This window comes from Roseovarius pelagicus (assembly GCF_025639885.1).
GTDB lineage: Bacteria > Pseudomonadota > Alphaproteobacteria > Rhodobacterales > Rhodobacteraceae > Roseovarius > Roseovarius pelagicus.
Genome location: NZ_CP106738.1, coordinates 3,003,226 through 3,019,451, shown reverse-complemented (window position 1 = coordinate 3,019,451; position 16,226 = coordinate 3,003,226). Strand labels below are relative to the sequence as shown.

At 56.4% G+C, this 16,226-nt stretch carries 15 protein-coding genes; 2 read left to right on the top strand and 13 right to left on the bottom strand.

The window, feature by feature from the left end:
• Positions 1-120 precede the first annotated feature (120 nt).
• Genes N7U68_RS15930 through N7U68_RS15915 form a run of 4 tightly spaced genes read right to left on the bottom strand, consistent with a single transcriptional unit; the run spans position 121 to position 3,955 of the window.
• Entirely contained in the window at positions 121-1,140 is a 1,020-nt protein-coding gene (locus N7U68_RS15930; protein ID WP_263047450.1) for a proline racemase family protein, read from the bottom strand.
• A 27-nt stretch (positions 1,141-1,167) separates the two neighbouring features.
• Entirely contained in the window at positions 1,168-2,448 is a 1,281-nt protein-coding gene (locus N7U68_RS15925) for a TRAP transporter large permease (protein WP_263047449.1), read from the bottom strand.
• 4 nt (positions 2,449-2,452) lie between these two features.
• Entirely contained in the window at positions 2,453-2,947 is a 495-nt protein-coding gene (locus N7U68_RS15920; protein ID WP_263047448.1) for a TRAP transporter small permease, read from the bottom strand.
• 21 nt (positions 2,948-2,968) lie between these two features.
• A complete protein-coding gene (locus tag N7U68_RS15915; protein ID WP_165193983.1) occupies positions 2,969-3,955 on the bottom strand; it encodes a TRAP transporter substrate-binding protein in 987 nt (328 codons plus the stop codon).
• 119 nt (positions 3,956-4,074) lie between these two features.
• Here N7U68_RS15915 and N7U68_RS15910 point away from each other — a divergent pair, with 119 nt between their 5' ends.
• On the top strand, positions 4,075-5,082 hold the full coding sequence (locus tag N7U68_RS15910) for a GlxA family transcriptional regulator (RefSeq protein WP_263047447.1): 1,008 nt from the start codon (positions 4,075-4,077) through the stop codon (positions 5,080-5,082).
• 85 nt (positions 5,083-5,167) lie between these two features.
• A complete protein-coding gene (locus tag N7U68_RS15905) occupies positions 5,168-6,100 on the top strand; it encodes a LysR family transcriptional regulator (protein WP_263047446.1) in 933 nt (310 codons plus the stop codon).
• On the opposite strand, the gene N7U68_RS15900 is transcribed toward N7U68_RS15905, so the two are convergent.
• From N7U68_RS15900 to betA, 9 genes are all read right to left on the bottom strand, one after another.
• Entirely contained in the window at positions 6,073-7,515 is a 1,443-nt protein-coding gene (locus tag N7U68_RS15900) for an N-acyl-D-amino-acid deacylase family protein (RefSeq protein ID WP_263047445.1), read from the bottom strand. The genes N7U68_RS15905 and N7U68_RS15900 overlap by 28 nt on opposite strands.
• 24 nt (positions 7,516-7,539) lie before the next feature.
• Positions 7,540-8,937, bottom strand: a complete 1,398-nt coding sequence (locus N7U68_RS15895; RefSeq protein ID WP_263047444.1) for an amidase — start codon at positions 8,935-8,937, stop codon at positions 7,540-7,542.
• A 79-nt stretch (positions 8,938-9,016) separates the two neighbouring features.
• The gene (locus tag N7U68_RS15890; protein ID WP_165193990.1) at positions 9,017-10,243 is read right to left on the bottom strand and encodes an amino acid ABC transporter substrate-binding protein; all 1,227 of its coding nucleotides are present in this window, start codon (positions 10,241-10,243) and stop codon (positions 9,017-9,019) included.
• 24 nt (positions 10,244-10,267) lie between these two features.
• Positions 10,268-11,011 (bottom strand): ABC transporter ATP-binding protein, encoded by a 744-nt coding sequence (locus N7U68_RS15885; protein ID WP_165193992.1) that lies wholly within the window; start codon positions 11,009-11,011, stop codon positions 10,268-10,270.
• 3 nt (positions 11,012-11,014) lie between these two features.
• Positions 11,015-11,722, bottom strand: a complete 708-nt coding sequence (locus tag N7U68_RS15880; protein ID WP_263047443.1) for an ABC transporter ATP-binding protein — start codon at positions 11,720-11,722, stop codon at positions 11,015-11,017.
• Positions 11,723-11,726: 4 nt separating this feature from the next.
• The gene (locus tag N7U68_RS15875; protein WP_165193995.1) at positions 11,727-12,608 is read right to left on the bottom strand and encodes a branched-chain amino acid ABC transporter permease; all 882 of its coding nucleotides are present in this window, start codon (positions 12,606-12,608) and stop codon (positions 11,727-11,729) included.
• A 23-nt stretch (positions 12,609-12,631) separates the two neighbouring features.
• Positions 12,632-13,594 (bottom strand): branched-chain amino acid ABC transporter permease, encoded by a 963-nt coding sequence (locus tag N7U68_RS15870; RefSeq protein ID WP_263047442.1) that lies wholly within the window; start codon positions 13,592-13,594, stop codon positions 12,632-12,634.
• Positions 13,595-13,781: 187 nt separating this feature from the next.
• Positions 13,782-14,354: a transcriptional regulator BetI gene (betI, locus tag N7U68_RS15865; RefSeq protein WP_263047441.1), complete on the bottom strand. Its 573-nt coding sequence runs from the start codon at positions 14,352-14,354 to the stop codon at positions 13,782-13,784.
• Positions 14,355-14,420: 66 nt separating this feature from the next.
• A complete protein-coding gene (betA, locus tag N7U68_RS15860; protein ID WP_263047440.1) occupies positions 14,421-16,070 on the bottom strand; it encodes a choline dehydrogenase in 1,650 nt (549 codons plus the stop codon).
• Between the last annotated feature and the right edge of the window lie 156 nt (positions 16,071-16,226).

Sequence of the window (16,226 nt, the reverse complement as noted above, 5' to 3'; positions counted from 1 at the left end):
CCATTCGTGGCCTCCCATACCGACCGAGGCGCGTGCGAATAATCCGCGAAAATGATCGAGGGCACCGCTACAGCAGTGCCCTCGAATACATCCTACACGGAAGTCTCAAGGTGTCCCGGCTTATCCCGAAACCACAAAACCGCGGCCAACCGGGTCGCTGTCGTCGATCAACCACTTGGCATAGCCCGTCACCTTGGCAGTGCCTTTGACTGTAGGCACCACGGCGCGCACGTCGCCCACCTTGGTTTCACTCAGCAGCTTGCCTTCAAACCGGCCCATCCCCAGCAGGCCTTCGGAAAAGATGGTGTCACCAATAGCCATTTCGCCACGACGTTCAAAATAGGCCATCATCATCGACGTGCCCGTTCCGCCGGGGCTGCGATCCAGCTTGCCATCGCTGAACACATGCACATTGCGATACAGGCTGTCCGCGTGGTCGGGTTCTTGCCAGAATGTGGTAAAGTTCAACCCACGGATATGCGTTTCGGTCGGATGCTGGATGTCCATCTTGGCGTTAATTTGGTCTTTTACCAAAACACCCATCTCAGACAGCATCTTGCCATTGTCGGGACCGATTGGTGTCTGCGAATAGGGCCATTTCAGCACTGCAAAGAAATTGCCGCCAAAGCAGATATCACACAGCACCTCGCCCACACCGGGCAATTCGACCGGGACATCTGCATGTAGAACGAAGGCCGGTACGTTCTGGAACCGGGTCCACGCCACTTGGTTGTTCTCATATCCGACCTCGGATGTCACCGGACCTGCAGGTGTCTCGAACCGGATGGTTGCCACGTTGCTGCCATCGTGATGCACAAGCCCATGCGACACCATCGCCATAGATAGCGCGATCGTTCCGTGGCCGCACATCTCCATGAAATCGTCGCCATCGCACCACAGCATTCCGGCATCGTAATCAGCGTTCGACGGGGGCGTGACGAACACGCCCACCATGTCATGGTGGCCGCGCGGTTCACGCAACAGGCCAGTACGCACAAAGTCATAATTTTTGCGGATGAAGTCGCGCTTGCCCACGATGTCCAGACCCTGCGGATACGGAATGCCGCCGGGAATGATGCAAGTCGGTTCGCCATCGGTATGGGTGTAGATTACATCTACAAATCGGTTCGGAGTCATCATGAGAAGTCAGCCTTTTTCGTCTGTGATTTAAAGTCCAAGTGCGTTCGGGACCGACAGCACCAAGGTTTCAGGAAACAAAATCACCGCAGCCAGAACGAGCAGCATCACGGCGATGAATGGAAGGTTCGCGCGGGTCAGCGAGAAGATATCGACGCGCGCAATCGCAGAGGTGATGAATAGCGCCGCGCCTACGGGTGGGGTTTGTTGGCCGATGCCCCAGCAGAGCACCACCACCATGCCGAAATGCACCGGATGAATGCCCAACAGCTCGATCGCTGGAAAGAACAGCGGCACAATGATGAATATCATCGCAATCCCGTCCAGAAACGTACCGGCAATGATCATGATCGCGCTCAGCAGCACCAGAAACAGCACCGGCGAAAGATCGAGTTCAGCCAAGGGTTTCAGAATGCTGTCGGCCAGTTGCTCATAGGTAAAGGCAAAGCCCATCACATGCGCCGCAGCCGTCACCATCATCACGGCGCCACTCAAAACAGCGGCCTCACACAGGGTTTTGTACAAAATGCGCGGCGTCAGCGTTCGGTAGTAGAACATGCCAATCGCCGTGCCATAAACCACCGCGACCGAAGAGGCCTCTGTCGGGGTAAAGACGCCGCCCAGTATTCCGCCCAGAATGATCGCGGGCATCAATAGCGCCGGCAACGCGCTGATAAAGGCACGGCCAGTGCGCGCAGCAGAAAATGGCGCCTCGACGGGATAGCCAGCTTTGATAGAGATGATCCAAGCCACAAAGATCAGCCCGACGCCCAGCACAAGGCCCGAGATCAGCCCGGCTGCGAAAAGCGCACCAGTGGAGATGCCCAGATAGGCACCCAGAATAACCATGGGGACGCTGGGGGGAATGATAATGCCGATCGTCGACGACGCGGCAGTGATGGCTGCTGTAAAGGGTCGTGAATAGCCACGTTTGACCATCGGTTCGATGATCATGCCGCCAACAGCGGCAGTGTCTGACATGGATGTGCCGCTCATCCCGGCAAAGAACATGGACGTGACCACGTTCACCGCCGCCAAGCCACCGCGCATCTGTCCGACCAATGTTTTGGCAAACTCCACCAGATGACCAGAGATGCCGCTGCGGCTCATGATTTGACCCGCCAGAATAAACAAAGGCACCGCCAACAAAGGAAAGCTTTGCACACCCCGGTACAGCCGTTGCGCGACAATCAACTGGTCAACGTCAGCAAACCAGAAAATGCCAACCGCGATGGATACAAGCGCGAATGCGATGGGCACACCGAATCCGATCAATCCCAGCAGAATGCAAAGCACCAGTAACAGCGTCATGGGATCAAAGCTCCAAAGAGGTGTCAAGGCGAGGATCGGCCTCTTCGCCCCGAGACAGACGCAGCACCCCACCGCCCGCGCTGATCACAGCGTCGATCAACATCAGGGCACCCGCCACAGGAACGGCCGCATAGTACCAGGCCGTCGAAATTTCGAGCACGTTGGTCGTCTGGTCGGCAAAGCGCAAAACCTGCCGTCCCCCATGCCAGGCCATGATCCAGCCAATGGTTCCGATAATCAGTTGCGTCACCAGATAGGCCAGCCCCCTGCCCGCGCGCGGCAGACGTTTGACCAACAGATCAACCTTCAGATGGGCCCCTTGCCGCAAGGCCAGATAGGCCCCGAGAAAGGTGATATAGGTCAGCAAGGCCAGTGATACCTCAAAGCTCCAGCTTAGCGCCGAGCCTAATGCGTAGCGGTAGATCACAGCCGTAAAGGCCACGCCGACCGCCACCACCAGAAAGAACGCGATGATAGCTTCTAGGAGACGATTAATCATGCCTTGCTGACCTTTGTGAATTTACTGGGCAGGCCGCGCTGCGACGATCAGATCGATCAACTCTTGCGCTTTGGCCCCCTGCTCGGCGGCCCATTCTGTCCAGATCGCGCCCGATGCGTCGGTAAAGGCGGGAATGTCTGCCTCGTTCACCTGCATGCCTTGGTCTTTCAGGTGATCGACGATCTCGGTATCGGCTTGCATGCCAAGCTCGACGGAATAGGCTTCTGCCGCATCGCCGGCCTTTATCATCGCCGCCTGCTGCTCTTCGGACAGGGCATCAAATTTGTCCTTGCTGATCAGCAGATAAGTGACCGTATAGAGGTGGTTCGTCAGCGACAGATAGTCCTGCACCTCGTAGAATTTTTGCGACTTGGCCCAGATCACAGGATTTTCCTGCCCATCATAAACTCCGGTTTGCAGGGCTGAATACAGCTCGCTGAACGGCAGGGGCGATGCGTTCGCGCCGTAATGGTTAAATATCTTGATCCGCAGCGCGCTGCCGGGGGTCCGCATTTTCACGCCGTCCAGATCAGCAGGGGTAACAATCGGGCGTACATTGTTGGTGATCTGGCGGAACCCACCTTCGAGAAAGGCCACAACATAGAGACCCTTTTCCGCCAGCATCTCGCGGATGCGCTCACCGGCCTCACCATCCATCGCGGCGGCGATATGTTCGCGGCTGGAAAAGATATAGGGCAGCGCCGTGGCACCCAATTCAGGCACAACAGAGGTGATCGGCGTTTCAACCGTCGCCATATCCAGCAGCCCGGTTTGCAGCGCCTCAAGAGAGCTTTCCTGATCGCCAAGCGCACTGTTGGCAAACAACCGCAGCGCCACGTTTCCGTCTGTCAGATCTTGTAGAACTTCGTCAAACCGCTCGACCGATTTATAGGCAATCGACTCTTCGTTGCCCGGCATATTCGCGCGGAACTTGGTCTCCTGGGCCACGCCTACAGTGCCGAAAACAGCACCCATCGCGAGCGCGGCCAGTGTTGTAAATGTCTTCATATCAGTCACTCCCTTATGATTATGCGTATTGACCAGATACGGTAGAGATAGGGCGCGGCTCGTGATAGGATGTTACAGACATTTAGTAGAACGCAGCAGTCAGATAAGGCCGTTTTATCATGCCACACCCGCAATCTACGCTCATGGCCTTTGGTGACGGACGCCAAAAACTGCGTATCGGATTACTCCTCCTCGACAATTTTACGCTGAACGCGCTATCAGGATTCATCGACGCCCTGCGCCTCGCCGCAGATACCGGTGGCCGCAGTCGCCAAATTGATTGTGGCTGGGTCATCATGGGCAAAGGGATGGTCCGCGCCAGCTGCGGCTTGGCCATTTCTCCGGACAGTGAGCCGCTGCCGCCTGCCCGCTTTGATTATCTGGCGGTCGTCGGGGGTAATGATTACGCCGAGCGCGTGCAACCCGCGTGGGTGACCGCCTATTTGCAAGAGACAGCAGCGGCGGGCATACCCCTGATCGGCCTATGCACCGGCACATTCAACATCGCACGCGCCGGATTGATGCAAGGCGTAACAGCCTGCCTACATTGGAACGTCCATCAGGAGTTTGCCGCGCAATTTCCCAAGGTCCGCGCCATTTCTGACCGTATCTTTCTCGACACCGGCAATCGCATCACCTGCGCAGGTTCTACCGGTGCACCTGACCTTGCTCTGCATCTGATTGACAGACATTGCGGGCCAGAGCGCGCCCAGCAAAGCCTGCGGCACATGGTCCTGAACGACCAGCGCGAAGCCTCTTACCCACAAGCACAGTTTTCGCCGGAAGCTCGCGACATTCACGATGATCTCGTGCGGCGCGCTGTGGTCATCATGGAACAGACCCTCAACGATCCAATCTCGATAGACCGGCTGGCAACCCGTCTGGGCATCAGTGGGCGGCAAATGGCGCGGCGCTTTGCCGCCAGCCTCGACCAGACACCCTCGCAATACTACCGTTTTCTGCGCATTCGGTATGGTGCTTGGCGGCTCATCCATTCGACCGATCTTATCTCGGATATCGCCGCCGATTCAGGATTTTGTGACGCATCGCATTTTCAGCGCGAATTCCGCGGACACTATGGTGTCAGTCCGGCAAAGTACCGCAAAGGGGCCATAGCATCTGCCTGACCTTGCATCGCCATTTATATCGCTCCACTCAAAAACAGATACAATAAACTGCAAAGACCCACGCCGAATTCAGATCGGAAAACGTATGAACTTACGACAAATCGAAATCTTTCGCGCGATACGCAGCACCGGTTCCGTCAGTGCGGCAGCGCGCCAACTAAGCATTTCGCAACCCGCACTAAGCAAGGCATTGAAACATGCCGAGTCCCAGTTGACGTTCAAGTTGTTTGACCGTGTAAAGCAGCGCCTGATACCCACTTTCGAGGCCGAAGCCCTGTTCGCAGAAAGCCAGCGGGTGCAGGACGCGCTGGACAGGATCAACAATCTAGCCCGCAATCTGGCCGACACGCCTCAACGAACGCTGAGGGTGGGGTTTCAGCCCAGCCTTGGGGGCGGATTTGCGCCAAGTGTTCTGGCGCGGCTGCCCCGGAATATGGACACGATGTCCTTTGAAATATTCACCCACCACTATGACCAGATCATAGAAAGGCTGCTGTCCTTCCGGCTCGATATGGGGGTGGCGCTTTTCTTGATACCACCGCCGGGCATTCGCACCATTCCTGTGGGCAAAATGCGCATGGTCTATGTCGAGCCTCAACGCGCGGGTATGCCCGTCTACAGAGACAAGCCCATGCGGCTGGAGCAGATCGACACCACATCTCTTGTCGGTCTGGAGCGAGAAGCCCCACTCGGGAAAGCGTTGGAAAAGGCATTTATGCAAGTCGGGCAGGATTACACGCCCCGCATCTCTGTCCACACCCTTTCAGTTGCTGCCGCCTGCGCTGCAGAAGGTGTCGGCCCGGCAATCATTGACGAGTTCTCGGCCCATTCCACGCCCGGGCTCAGCATACAACCACTTGAGCCGGAGCAGTCTTTTGAGATCGTCGCGCTTTTACCCGAAAGCCGTGCTGAATCGCGCGCCGAGGCGGCCTTCATAGACTTGATGACACGCGTCTATCGCGAACGTAACAAAACCCTGCCCAAGAATAGTCAGACACTCGCGCGGCGCAATACCTGACCCGCCCGCGTCTTCAGGCTTTGCCCATTATGCAAGCTATGCTCACCGTTCACAAATACGTCCAGAATACCCTCGGATGGCTTGGTCGGCGCGACATAACTGGCGCGATCGATCACTTTATCGGGGTCAAACAGAACCAGATCCGCCTGAAACCCGGTCTGCAAACGTCCCCGCCGGGCCAAGCCGAACACTTGCGCGGGCAGCGATGTCATGCGCCGCACCGCCTCGGGGAGCGACAGAACGCGCTTTTCGCGGACATAGCGGCCTAACACCCTCGGAAAAGAGCCCCACAGACGGGGGTGTGCATTCGGCCCCGGTATCCCGTCTGATCCGATCATCACACGCGGATGCGCCATGATGCGTTCAATATCCTCTTCGGACATCTGGAAATACACCCCCACACCGGGGGCAAGCCGCCGCGCCGCTTCTTGAATATCACACCCCATTTCTGCGGCGACGTCGCTCAGGTCGCGCCCCGCCATCTCGGGCATGGTTTCCGAAACAGCGATCAAAACGCGATCTGCATGGCCAACCATCTCGGGGATCAAAACCGTAGAGCTGGCATCGTAGGGATATTGATCCATTGCGACATCCTGCTCCTTCAGAGCCAGATCAATCAGCGCCAGTGTATCATGCGACCGCCCAAAGTTTTGCCGTCCTATACATTTATGATGCGACAGAACCACGGGCACTCCGGCTTCGCGGCCGATTTTCAATGTCTCTTCGACGGCTTCCACAACCTCGTCGCGCTCGTTGCGCATATGGGTCACGTAACGCGCGCCGGGAAAAGCCGCCAACCGGCTGGCGATTGCGATCACCTCTTGCGTCGGGGCATTGCGGGCCACGGGATAGGCCAGACCTGTGCTCAGTCCGAGAACCCCAGCCTCTAGCGCCTCATCGAGCAATACGCATATCTGCTCAATTTCGGTTTCATCCGCCGCGCGATCGGTGTCCGCCATGACACGAGTGCGCAAGGTGCCATGCCCTGCGAGAACACCAATGTTCAATGCCGGACGGGCCTGCACCAGCTTTTCAAAGTATTCGGTGAAAGACGGATATTGATAATTTTCCTTGGCCCCCAACAGGCTCAACGGTGCAGGCAGGTCACGTGGCCGATCCAGCGGCGCCAGTGAAATACCGCAATTGCCCACAATAATGCTGGTGACGCCCTGTGTGATCGCAAAGGGCAGATCGGGTTGGTCCAAAATGGCCTGATCATAATGCGTATGCACATCAATGAAACCCGGAGCCAAACAGGCACCTTCCGCGTTTATGATCTGCTCACCGATCCAGTCATCCACCGCACCAACGGCGACAATGCGGCCAGCCTCCACTGCGACACCCCCAGATACCGGCGCGGAACCCAAACCATCCAACAAGGTCGCATTTTTGATCACGAGATCGCAGGTGGGCATAGGAAAGTCCTTAAGTGGCTAAAGTTACAAACGAGAAAGGTCAGGCACGAGAGCAGGCCCGATCGCCCCTTCCATCGCCTGACCGATGGCAAGGATCATCTCTTCTCCGTAGGCGCGCCCCATCAACTGCGTACCCAAGGGCAAACCAGCGCTGTCGGTGCCGACCGGCAACGCAAGGGCGCAAGCACCCAGATAATTTGCTGGCCGGGTAAACTGGGCCAAAGGTGCTGCGGATTCGTCTACCTCAGAGATCGACGGGGCTGCGAATGGTGCAGCCGGAGCCAGCAACGCGTCATACGGCTTCATAAACTCCTGATAGCGCGCGACATAGGCCCGGTGTGTATCCAACGCCGTCAGGTAATCAGTCGCGGATGTCGCTTGACCGTTCAAAACCCGCCCCCGCACAAACTCACCGATCAACGCTGTCTCGTCATGGATTGAAGCGCGATGAACATGATAAGCTTCTGTCGCGATCAACCGTCCGTTCAGGTCAGTCAGCTCAGCGAAATCAAACGGCAGGTCAATCTCTACAAGGTTCACGCCGAGCGATAACAAAACCTGTTTCGACTGCTCGAACGCGGTTTCGACCTCGCGCGTTAGGCCGATTGGATAGCTACGCGGCGACATGACGGCCACGCGACGTCCTGCCACCACAATATCGTTGAAATCGGCGCCGCTTGGGGGGGCGATCAACGTTGTCGGATCTCGTGGATCGGGACCATGCATCGCGTGGTACAGCATCGCTGCATCGGCAACTGTGCGTGTCATCGGTCCGATGGAATCCAGCGTACGCGACAGCGACAGACATCCCGCAAGGCTTAACCGGCCATAGGTGGCCTTTAAGCCAACTATTCCTGTCAGTGTTGCGGGGATACGGACCGAACCACCGGTGTCGCTTCCGATTGCCGCAGGACTAAGCCCAGCGGCCACGGCGACGCCCGAACCACTGGAAGAGCCTCCGGGGCAACGATGTTCGTCTAAATCATAAGGGTTGCGCGGGGTGCCACGCAAAGGGTTCGTGCCCCAGCCGCCAAAGGCGAACTCGACCATTTCGGTGCGCCCAATCGGGATCATTCCCGCCGCCAACAGACGCTCCAGAATTGTCGCGGTCTCTTGAGAGACGCGCCCTTTCAGGGATACGCTGCCGAACTCGCAACCGTGTCCGGTCCATTCCACCAGATCCTTTACCGCGATGGGCAGACCGTGCAGAGGCCCCCGAACCATGCCCGCCGCGCGCAGACGGTCGGCAGCTTCGGCAGCGGTCAGCGCCGCAGTGTCATATACCTCGGCAAAGGCTCCGAATGTGCTGTCATAGCGACGGATGCGTTCCAGATAGCTGGTGACAATTTCGACCGAAGTCGTCTGTCCGGCGGCCAGCGCCTCAGAAAGCTGCGTCAGCGAAGAAAAAGCAGAGATCACCACAATTGCCGTCCTAGGGTAAAACGAAAGGCTGTTTGGGGCCCAGCCGAAAGACGGACAGGCCCCAGATGTTTGCTATTGATCAGCGTTCGTCCCATGCAGGGATCGGCAGGACCGGATCCGAGACGGCAACTTCTGGCGGCCAAACCGTTGTCAGGCCTTTGCCGGGCTGCAATTGAACCACAGGAAACGGCATGTTCAACTGCGTGCCAGTGTCATCAATTTCATAGGGCCCTGCCAGAACGGTGACGTTACCGGACAAATCCATCGCCGCTTGCTTTAGCGCGGCGGCATCAAACGATTCCGACTTTTCGATGATTTCCCCAGCGATCACAGCCGCGCCATAGGCCAGAACAGTCTGGAAATCTGGCTCATAGCTGACATCGGGAAACTCCGCTTCGTATGCCGCGAGAAATTCGTCCCGCGTCATGCCAGCAGTGATGTCCCAGTTGATCGTCGGGTGAAAATTGGTGTGGCTAAAGATGTATTGCGCGTCGTCACCAATCTCGATGAATTGCGGTGTCGAGGCATAGACCATAAACGTCATCGGGAACGATACGTTCATCTGGCGCATCTGACGCACCATCGAAATCAGATCCCCTTCATAGGAGGTCGGATAAAACAGGTCTGCACCAGCAACGCGAGCCTTTTGCAATAGCAGGCTAAAGTCCTTGGTCCCTTTGGGGTAGGTTTCGTTCATCACCACTTCAATGCCGCGCTCTTCGGCCAGAGCACGTGCACCTTCGGCCAGACCGGCAGGAAAGGGTTCATCCACCGAGACAATCGCAATCTTTTTGATGCCACGATCCGCTGCCAAATCCATGCTGGCCAGCGGCATCCGCGATACCGGCATCTGCGTTGCCGACACCATGTTCTTAAAGCCTTGGTCATACAATGCGTCCGATGCCGCCGACCAAACCACCAAGAACTTGTCCAGGCGTTCGGTTGTTGTGGCAGCCGCCGCAGTCAGGGTGGACCCAAATGGCGCAAGAAGCAGATCAACATCGTCGTTCAGGATCAGGCTTTCGTAAACACGCGCAACCATCTGTTTGTCGCTGCGGTCATCGCGCATTACCAATTCGACCAGACGTTTTTCGCCGTTGACCTCTAGTCCGCCAGCCGCATTCACTTCCTTCGCCCACAGCTCGACGCCGCGCACGCCTGATTGCGATGCCAGCGCGTAGTTACCGGCCGACGAAACTGTCATACCGATGCGGATCGGATCGGCGGCCCAAGCGGCCGTGCTACTGAGGGCCAGCGCGGCAAACGCCAAGCCTTTCATGAAACTACGTTTCTTTTGATTTTCCATTTCAGTCTCCTTGTTGTGGATTGGTCAGGCGTCGATTTTATAATCCATCCATTCCGACACCATTCCGCGCAGTTGATCGTCTGACGCGAAATCATCCCGGCTCCCTTCGGCCTTGTTTCGACCGAGTTCGAGAATATAAAGTTTGTCTGCAACCGCCGCGCAGGACCGAACGTTCTGGTCCACCAGCAGGATTGTCGCGCCGCGATCTGCCAGTGTGCGGATCAGCGCATATATTTCTTTGGATATCTTTGGGGCAATCATCGCTGTCGGCTCGTCCAGCAGGATCACCTTTGGCTCGATCACCAGCGCGCGTGCAATTTCAAGAAACCGCTGTTGGCCACCACTCAGCGACGAAGCAGGCGCATCCGGACGTTCGCGCAGCACTGGGAATTCATCCAGAACCCTCTCTACCGCAGTGTGCATGCGCTTCTTGTCGCGCCGAAAAGGCCAGCATCCCAGCAGAAGGTTATCGCGCACCGACAAATCCGCGAATGTGCTGCGATGTTGCGGTACAAATGCGATGCCTTCCAGCGCACGCTGATGTGCTTTTTGGCGCGTGATGTCCTGATCACCTAGCATGATACGGCCCTTCTTTGGTCGTAACAGACCAAAGAACGTCTTTAACACGGTCGACTTGCCTGCCCCGTTCGGTCCGATAATGCCAGTGACCTGCCCCGGTTCGCCGGTAACGGCCATGTCGCGCAGAACCGTGATGTCACCGTTATAGGCGACTTCGATTCCCTCCATCGAAAGGCGTATACCATCCATGTCTTAGGCTCCCAGATAGGCTTCGATTACATCGGGGTTTGATTTCACCGCTTCGGCATCACCGTGCGCCAGCAGTCGACCTTCGTGCATGACAATGATGTCGTCGGACAATTCATAGATTGAGGTCAGGTCGTGACTGACCAGAATGACACTGCAACCGGTTTCCTTGGGCATTTCGCGGATCACGTTGATCAGTAGGCGCGCCAGCGACGGGTTCACCCCGGCAAAAGGCTCGTCCAGCAATACAAGGCGCGGCTCTGACACCATGATGCGCGCCAGTTCCAGCAGCTTTTGCTGACCGCCGGACAGTTCCTCGGCAAAGTTGTGGCGCAGGTCATATAGTTCGACCTTTTTCAGCCACTTGGTGCGCAACGCATCTTTGTCCCGCCGCGTCATCTTGATCGACAGCAGTGGAACGGCAAGGTTCTCCCACAGGGTCATCCGAGAGAAAACGCGCGGCACCTGAAATGTGCGGCCCACACCCCTGCGGAAAACCTGTGCCGGGTTCAGTCCGATCAGGTCATTTCCGTTCAGGCTAATCGCCCCTTCGGTCGCATGGTACAATCCGTTGATACAGTTCAGCATCGTCGTCTTACCTGAGCCATTCATGCCCAGAACGCCTAGGATACTGCGCTCGGGCACCTCAAACTCCAGCCCATCTAACGCGCGCAATCCGCCAAACTGCTTGATCAGTCCTTCTACTCTCAGCATCGGCTTACTTCATTGCCTCCCGTCCAAAAATACCTGTCGGACGCACCAGAATGACCCCGATCAACAAGAGGAATCCCATGAGGCTGGCAATTGATCCGTTCATGTAAACTTGCGCCGTCTGTTCAGTCAGACCAAAGATGATCCCGCCGACAATGGCCCCGACCGGATGCCCCAGCCCGCCCAATACAATCACGATGAACCCAATCAGCGTGTAATCTTGCCCGATAAAGGGTGAGAACGCGGGAAAGATCATCGCGACCAGCACACCCGTTACACCGGCGAGCCCCAGTCCCAGCCCCAGCGTCATGGCGGACAACTGCTCTAGGTCAACGCCAACAATCTGCACCGCGTCGCGGTTCATGATGATTGCGCGCAATGCCTTTCCCGGCAATGTCCGGTACAGGAAGAAGGCTAGGACCGCTGTGATTGCCAGAACCACGCCAAGTGCCACCAGTTTGGTCGTAGGAATGATGACCGAACCGAACATCAGGAACGGCGGGTCAAAGGAATAGGCCAGCGATCGCGAATCCGCCTCGAAAAACAGCAGCATCAGTGCGCCAAGTGCGATCGAAACGCCAAACATCACCAACAGGGACGCATGTTCGGGGTCGTCCGATTTCGCCAACCGCCGGATCAGCACGAAATACATGAGATACCCCAGCACTCCGAAACCGGCGAAAATCAACGGCATCGCCAAAAAAGGGGACAGACCCAGCAAACGCTGTAGGAAATAGGCGGCATAAGCCCCTAGGATGATGAACTCGCCATGCGCAAAATTCACAACCCGCAGCACGCCGAAGACAACATTAAGGCCCAGACCGATCAATGCGTAAATCATTCCCAGAATGATTCCGTTGACCAATCCTTGAAGTAGCAGTTCGTTCATAAAACTGTCCTCTTACGTGCGGGTTATGGGATGTATTTACGCAGACGCGAAAACCGCTGTGCAAAGGCACCAACGATACCGCGCGGCATTGCCAGGATCAGCACCACGATGACGATCCCCAGCAACAACAGGTTCAATGTCGGGAATTGCTGCCAGATCAGATGGTCAACGCCATACAGCAGCCCACTGCCAACGATCGGACCGACCAGATAGCCCAGTCCACCCGCCATCGCGTAGACAATGCTCTTGGCTGTCACCAACAGGTTAAAGGATGATTCCAGATCAATCGCATTTGTGTACCATGCCTCGATACCACCCGCGAACGCAGGAAAAACGGCCGCGGCCACCCAAGCCTTTAGACGGGTGCGCACCACATTAACGCCGACCACTTCGGCGGCTTCCTGATCATCGCGAATGGCCCGCAAGGCTGTGCCCGTACGCGAGAAAAACAGCCATGTGCCTGTAGCCAGAGCCAGCATCAGAACGATGAACATCGTGTAATAGGCGGCCATGGGGTTATTGGCGCTGGACAGGATTAGCCCCATGCTGCCGCCGGTAATATTCGGCGGCAAAAGCGAGATGATCAGCTTTGCGGCCAGCGCCATGGCAAGGCTGACAATCCCAAAATAGACGCCGCGCAGTCGCAACGTAGGTGCCATGATCAGCGCCACGACAATGCCCGCAGCCCCCGCCCCGATCAGCGCGACAATAATCGGCAACCCTGCGCTTTTGTACAAAATACCGGTCGCATATGCACCGACACCGTAGAACGCGACATACCCGAACGGCATGTATCCGGCCAAACCCGCCACAAAGTTAAACGCCGTCGCCATCGTCATCCAGAGCATCATGTAAAACATGAACGACAAGTTGCCCGTTACAAACGGGACCGTCGCAAATGTCACCGCCAAAACGATTACAATCGCGCCCCATATGACCGGTTTGGCCATCGCCCCCAGCTGCGTTTTTCGCGTGTTGTCCGCCATTTCCACCGTCACCACTGAATTGTATCGACATCATCTATACATGTGCCGCAAGAGACTGTTCATTCTAGTTTATTCGTAGTTCATAACCATTGGTTATATACTGCTCGGCACGTTATAACGGCCAAACACGCTTGGTCGCTGCCCGGTTTTGCCCTAACAAACAGGCACTACAGCTATCAGGCTTGGGCTATCGCTGCCCCTGCAAAAAGACCTTCACTGCGTAAATCGCTTGCTGTGAATCTATCGTCGCTCCGGGCTGCGCCTTTTCGATCCAAAAACCATCCACCATGGCAACCAATTGGGTTATCAATAGCTCTGTCCGTTCGCGTGGATACAACTGACCAAACTCATGGCGCAGGTTTTGTCGAAATCGGGCGCGGTTCACACGTTCAAGCCGCGAAAGTTCTTCTGCGTGCGGTGCTTGTGCCCAAAAATGCAGCCAGGTGATGCAGATCGGTTGATTGAAAAGATCTGGATGCAAATTGCTTTCGACGATCGCGGTGATCCGGTCGGCCGGGCTATCAGCCTTGCGCAGGCTATCAACCATCCGGGCACGCACATCGCGCAATAGCACCCGCATGGCTTCTTCCAGCAGGTTCTTTTTACCGCCAAAATGATAGTGGATGTTTCCCGCCGACAACCCTGTCGCCTTGCAGATCCGGGCAACCGTTGTTCCCTCATATCCAAACTGGTGAAAACAGTTCAACGTGGCGTTAACGATGGTTTCCCGCTGGCTTTTATCGGATTTTGGTCGTGCCATAACGCCCTCGTTGGATTTTCACCTTTTGTAGATGGGAATCTTGCGTGGTGAAAGGGACGGCACCCTTCAACTGACACCGTGTTGCGCGGTCCGATCGGCAGAATAAATCTGGACCCGTGTTGGGGAAAGAGGCGAAATTCCCCGAATGGCATCGGCCAGTTTCTCTGCAATCATAATCGTCGGGGCATTTGTGTTTCCGCTGGGGATATCCGGCATGATGGATGCATCTACGACGCGCAGACCGTCGACACCACGCACTCTTGCCGCTCCGTCAACGACAGACGTTTGATCACCCCCCATCCGGCATGTTCCGACAGGGTGATAGGCGCTCTCGACAGCCGAGCGCACGAACGTATCCAGATCCTCATCGCTGGTCAGATGCGCACCCGGTTGGATCTCGTCCCCACGCAAATGATCAAATGCCGGTTGGCCGATGATCTTCCGCGTCAGGCGCAACCCTTGGCGAAATTCTGCGCGGTCGTCTTCGGCCTCCAAATAGTTGAACTGTATTCGGGGCCTTGCGGTGGGGTCCGCTGATCGCAGCGAAATCCGGCCGCGGCTTTTGGGGCGCAAGGGGCCGACATGTGCTTGAAAGCCATGCTCTCGCACCGGGTTCTTGCCGTCGTAATCCACCGCGATTGGCAGAAAATGCCATTGCAGATCCGGTTGCCCCGGACCGCCCGAAATTGTTGCGAAACCGCCGGTTTCAAACTGGCAGGATGCGCCGGGTCCACTGCGTCTGAGCAGCCACTCTAAACCTACGCGCAATTTCGCCAGTGGCTTGGTAAGTGAATAGATTGAAACGGGTTGCGTGCATTTATATTGCGCATAAACCTCTAGATGGTCTTGCAGGTTGCCGCCGACATCAGGTGCATTGACCTTCACATCAATCCCCATCTCACGGAGATGCGCCGCAGGACCAATGCCCGATTGCATCAATAGCTGGGGCGAATTGATCGTGCCGCTTGATACGATGATCTCGCGCCGCGCATGGGCGGTATAGCCTTGATTGCCAATATTGAAATTCACGGCGACTGCGCGGCCACCCTGAATATCAATGTTTGAAACGACTGCCTTGATCTTTACCTCAAGGTTCTCACGCCCCATTGCCGGTTTCAGAAAAGCACGAGCAGTCGACAGACGTTCGCCGCCTTTAATCGTGTTGTCCATTGGCCCTGTCCCGGATTGGCGAAAGCCATTTTGATCATCCGTACGGCCGATGCCAGCTTCCTCGCCCGCCTTGAGCCAAGCCTGATGCAATGGATTTTTCATCGGCAAGCGATGTACATTCAACGGGCCGCCTTCCCCGTGGAAGTCATCCCCTCCCAGTTCTCGATTTTCGGATCGCTTGAAATATGGAAGAACGCTGGCATAGTCCCAGCCCACCAATCCATAAGAGGCCCAGCGATCATAATCATTGGCATGTCCCCGCACATACGCCATCCCGTTCACCGACGAACTGCCTCCTAAAACGCGGCCGCGCGGGCAATACATGATCCGTCCATCAAGATACGGTTCCGGTTCCGTCCAGTAGGCCCAGTTATACTTTGTACCGTTCAGAGGATAGGCCAACGCAGCCGGCATCTTGATGAAAATCGAGTTATCCTTCCCGCCCGCCTCCAACAACAGAACGGTAGACTTGCCATCCTCAGTTAACCGGTTCGCCAGAACACAACCCGCGGACCCGGCCCCGATGATGATGTAATCAAACTCCATTTCACAATATCCTGTTGCGCTTGGGTGATTGGCACAGGCTGCCCTGTCGCCGCGAATGAGGCACTGCTAGCATTTATTGCATGATCGTGCAATTCACATGTTGCATGATCATGCAATTAACAGTTAGTACCAATCAAGCGCCCAAATCGGCGGCTT

What these genes read in the sequence shown, in the direction of transcription:
- N7U68_RS15875 (WP_165193995.1), bottom strand. Translation starts at nt 12,608, where the DNA reads ATGAACGAACTGCTACTTCAAGGATTGGTCAACGGAATCATTCTGGGA.
- N7U68_RS15900 (WP_263047445.1), bottom strand. Translation starts at nt 7,515, where the DNA reads ATGCCCACCTGCGATCTCGTGATCAAAAATGCGACCTTGTTGGATGGT.
- N7U68_RS15915 (WP_165193983.1), bottom strand. Translation starts at nt 3,955, where the DNA reads ATGAAGACATTTACAACACTGGCCGCGCTCGCGATGGGTGCTGTTTTC.
- N7U68_RS15880 (WP_263047443.1), bottom strand. Translation starts at nt 11,722, where the DNA reads ATGCTGAGAGTAGAAGGACTGATCAAGCAGTTTGGCGGATTGCGCGCG.
- N7U68_RS15905 (WP_263047446.1), top strand. Translation starts at nt 5,168, where the DNA reads ATGAACTTACGACAAATCGAAATCTTTCGCGCGATACGCAGCACCGGT.
- N7U68_RS15885 (WP_165193992.1), bottom strand. Translation starts at nt 11,011, where the DNA reads ATGGATGGTATACGCCTTTCGATGGAGGGAATCGAAGTCGCCTATAAC.
- N7U68_RS15870 (WP_263047442.1), bottom strand. Translation starts at nt 13,594, where the DNA reads ATGGCGGACAACACGCGAAAAACGCAGCTGGGGGCGATGGCCAAACCG.
- N7U68_RS15920 (WP_263047448.1), bottom strand. Translation starts at nt 2,947, where the DNA reads ATGATTAATCGTCTCCTAGAAGCTATCATCGCGTTCTTTCTGGTGGTG.
- betA (WP_263047440.1), bottom strand. Translation starts at nt 16,070, where the DNA reads ATGGAGTTTGATTACATCATCATCGGGGCCGGGTCCGCGGGTTGTGTT.
- N7U68_RS15890 (WP_165193990.1), bottom strand. Translation starts at nt 10,243, where the DNA reads ATGGAAAATCAAAAGAAACGTAGTTTCATGAAAGGCTTGGCGTTTGCC.
- N7U68_RS15925 (WP_263047449.1), bottom strand. Translation starts at nt 2,448, where the DNA reads ATGACGCTGTTACTGGTGCTTTGCATTCTGCTGGGATTGATCGGATTC.
- N7U68_RS15930 (WP_263047450.1), bottom strand. Translation starts at nt 1,140, where the DNA reads ATGATGACTCCGAACCGATTTGTAGATGTAATCTACACCCATACCGAT.
- N7U68_RS15910 (WP_263047447.1), top strand. Translation starts at nt 4,075, where the DNA reads ATGCCACACCCGCAATCTACGCTCATGGCCTTTGGTGACGGACGCCAA.
- betI (WP_263047441.1), bottom strand. Translation starts at nt 14,354, where the DNA reads ATGGCACGACCAAAATCCGATAAAAGCCAGCGGGAAACCATCGTTAAC.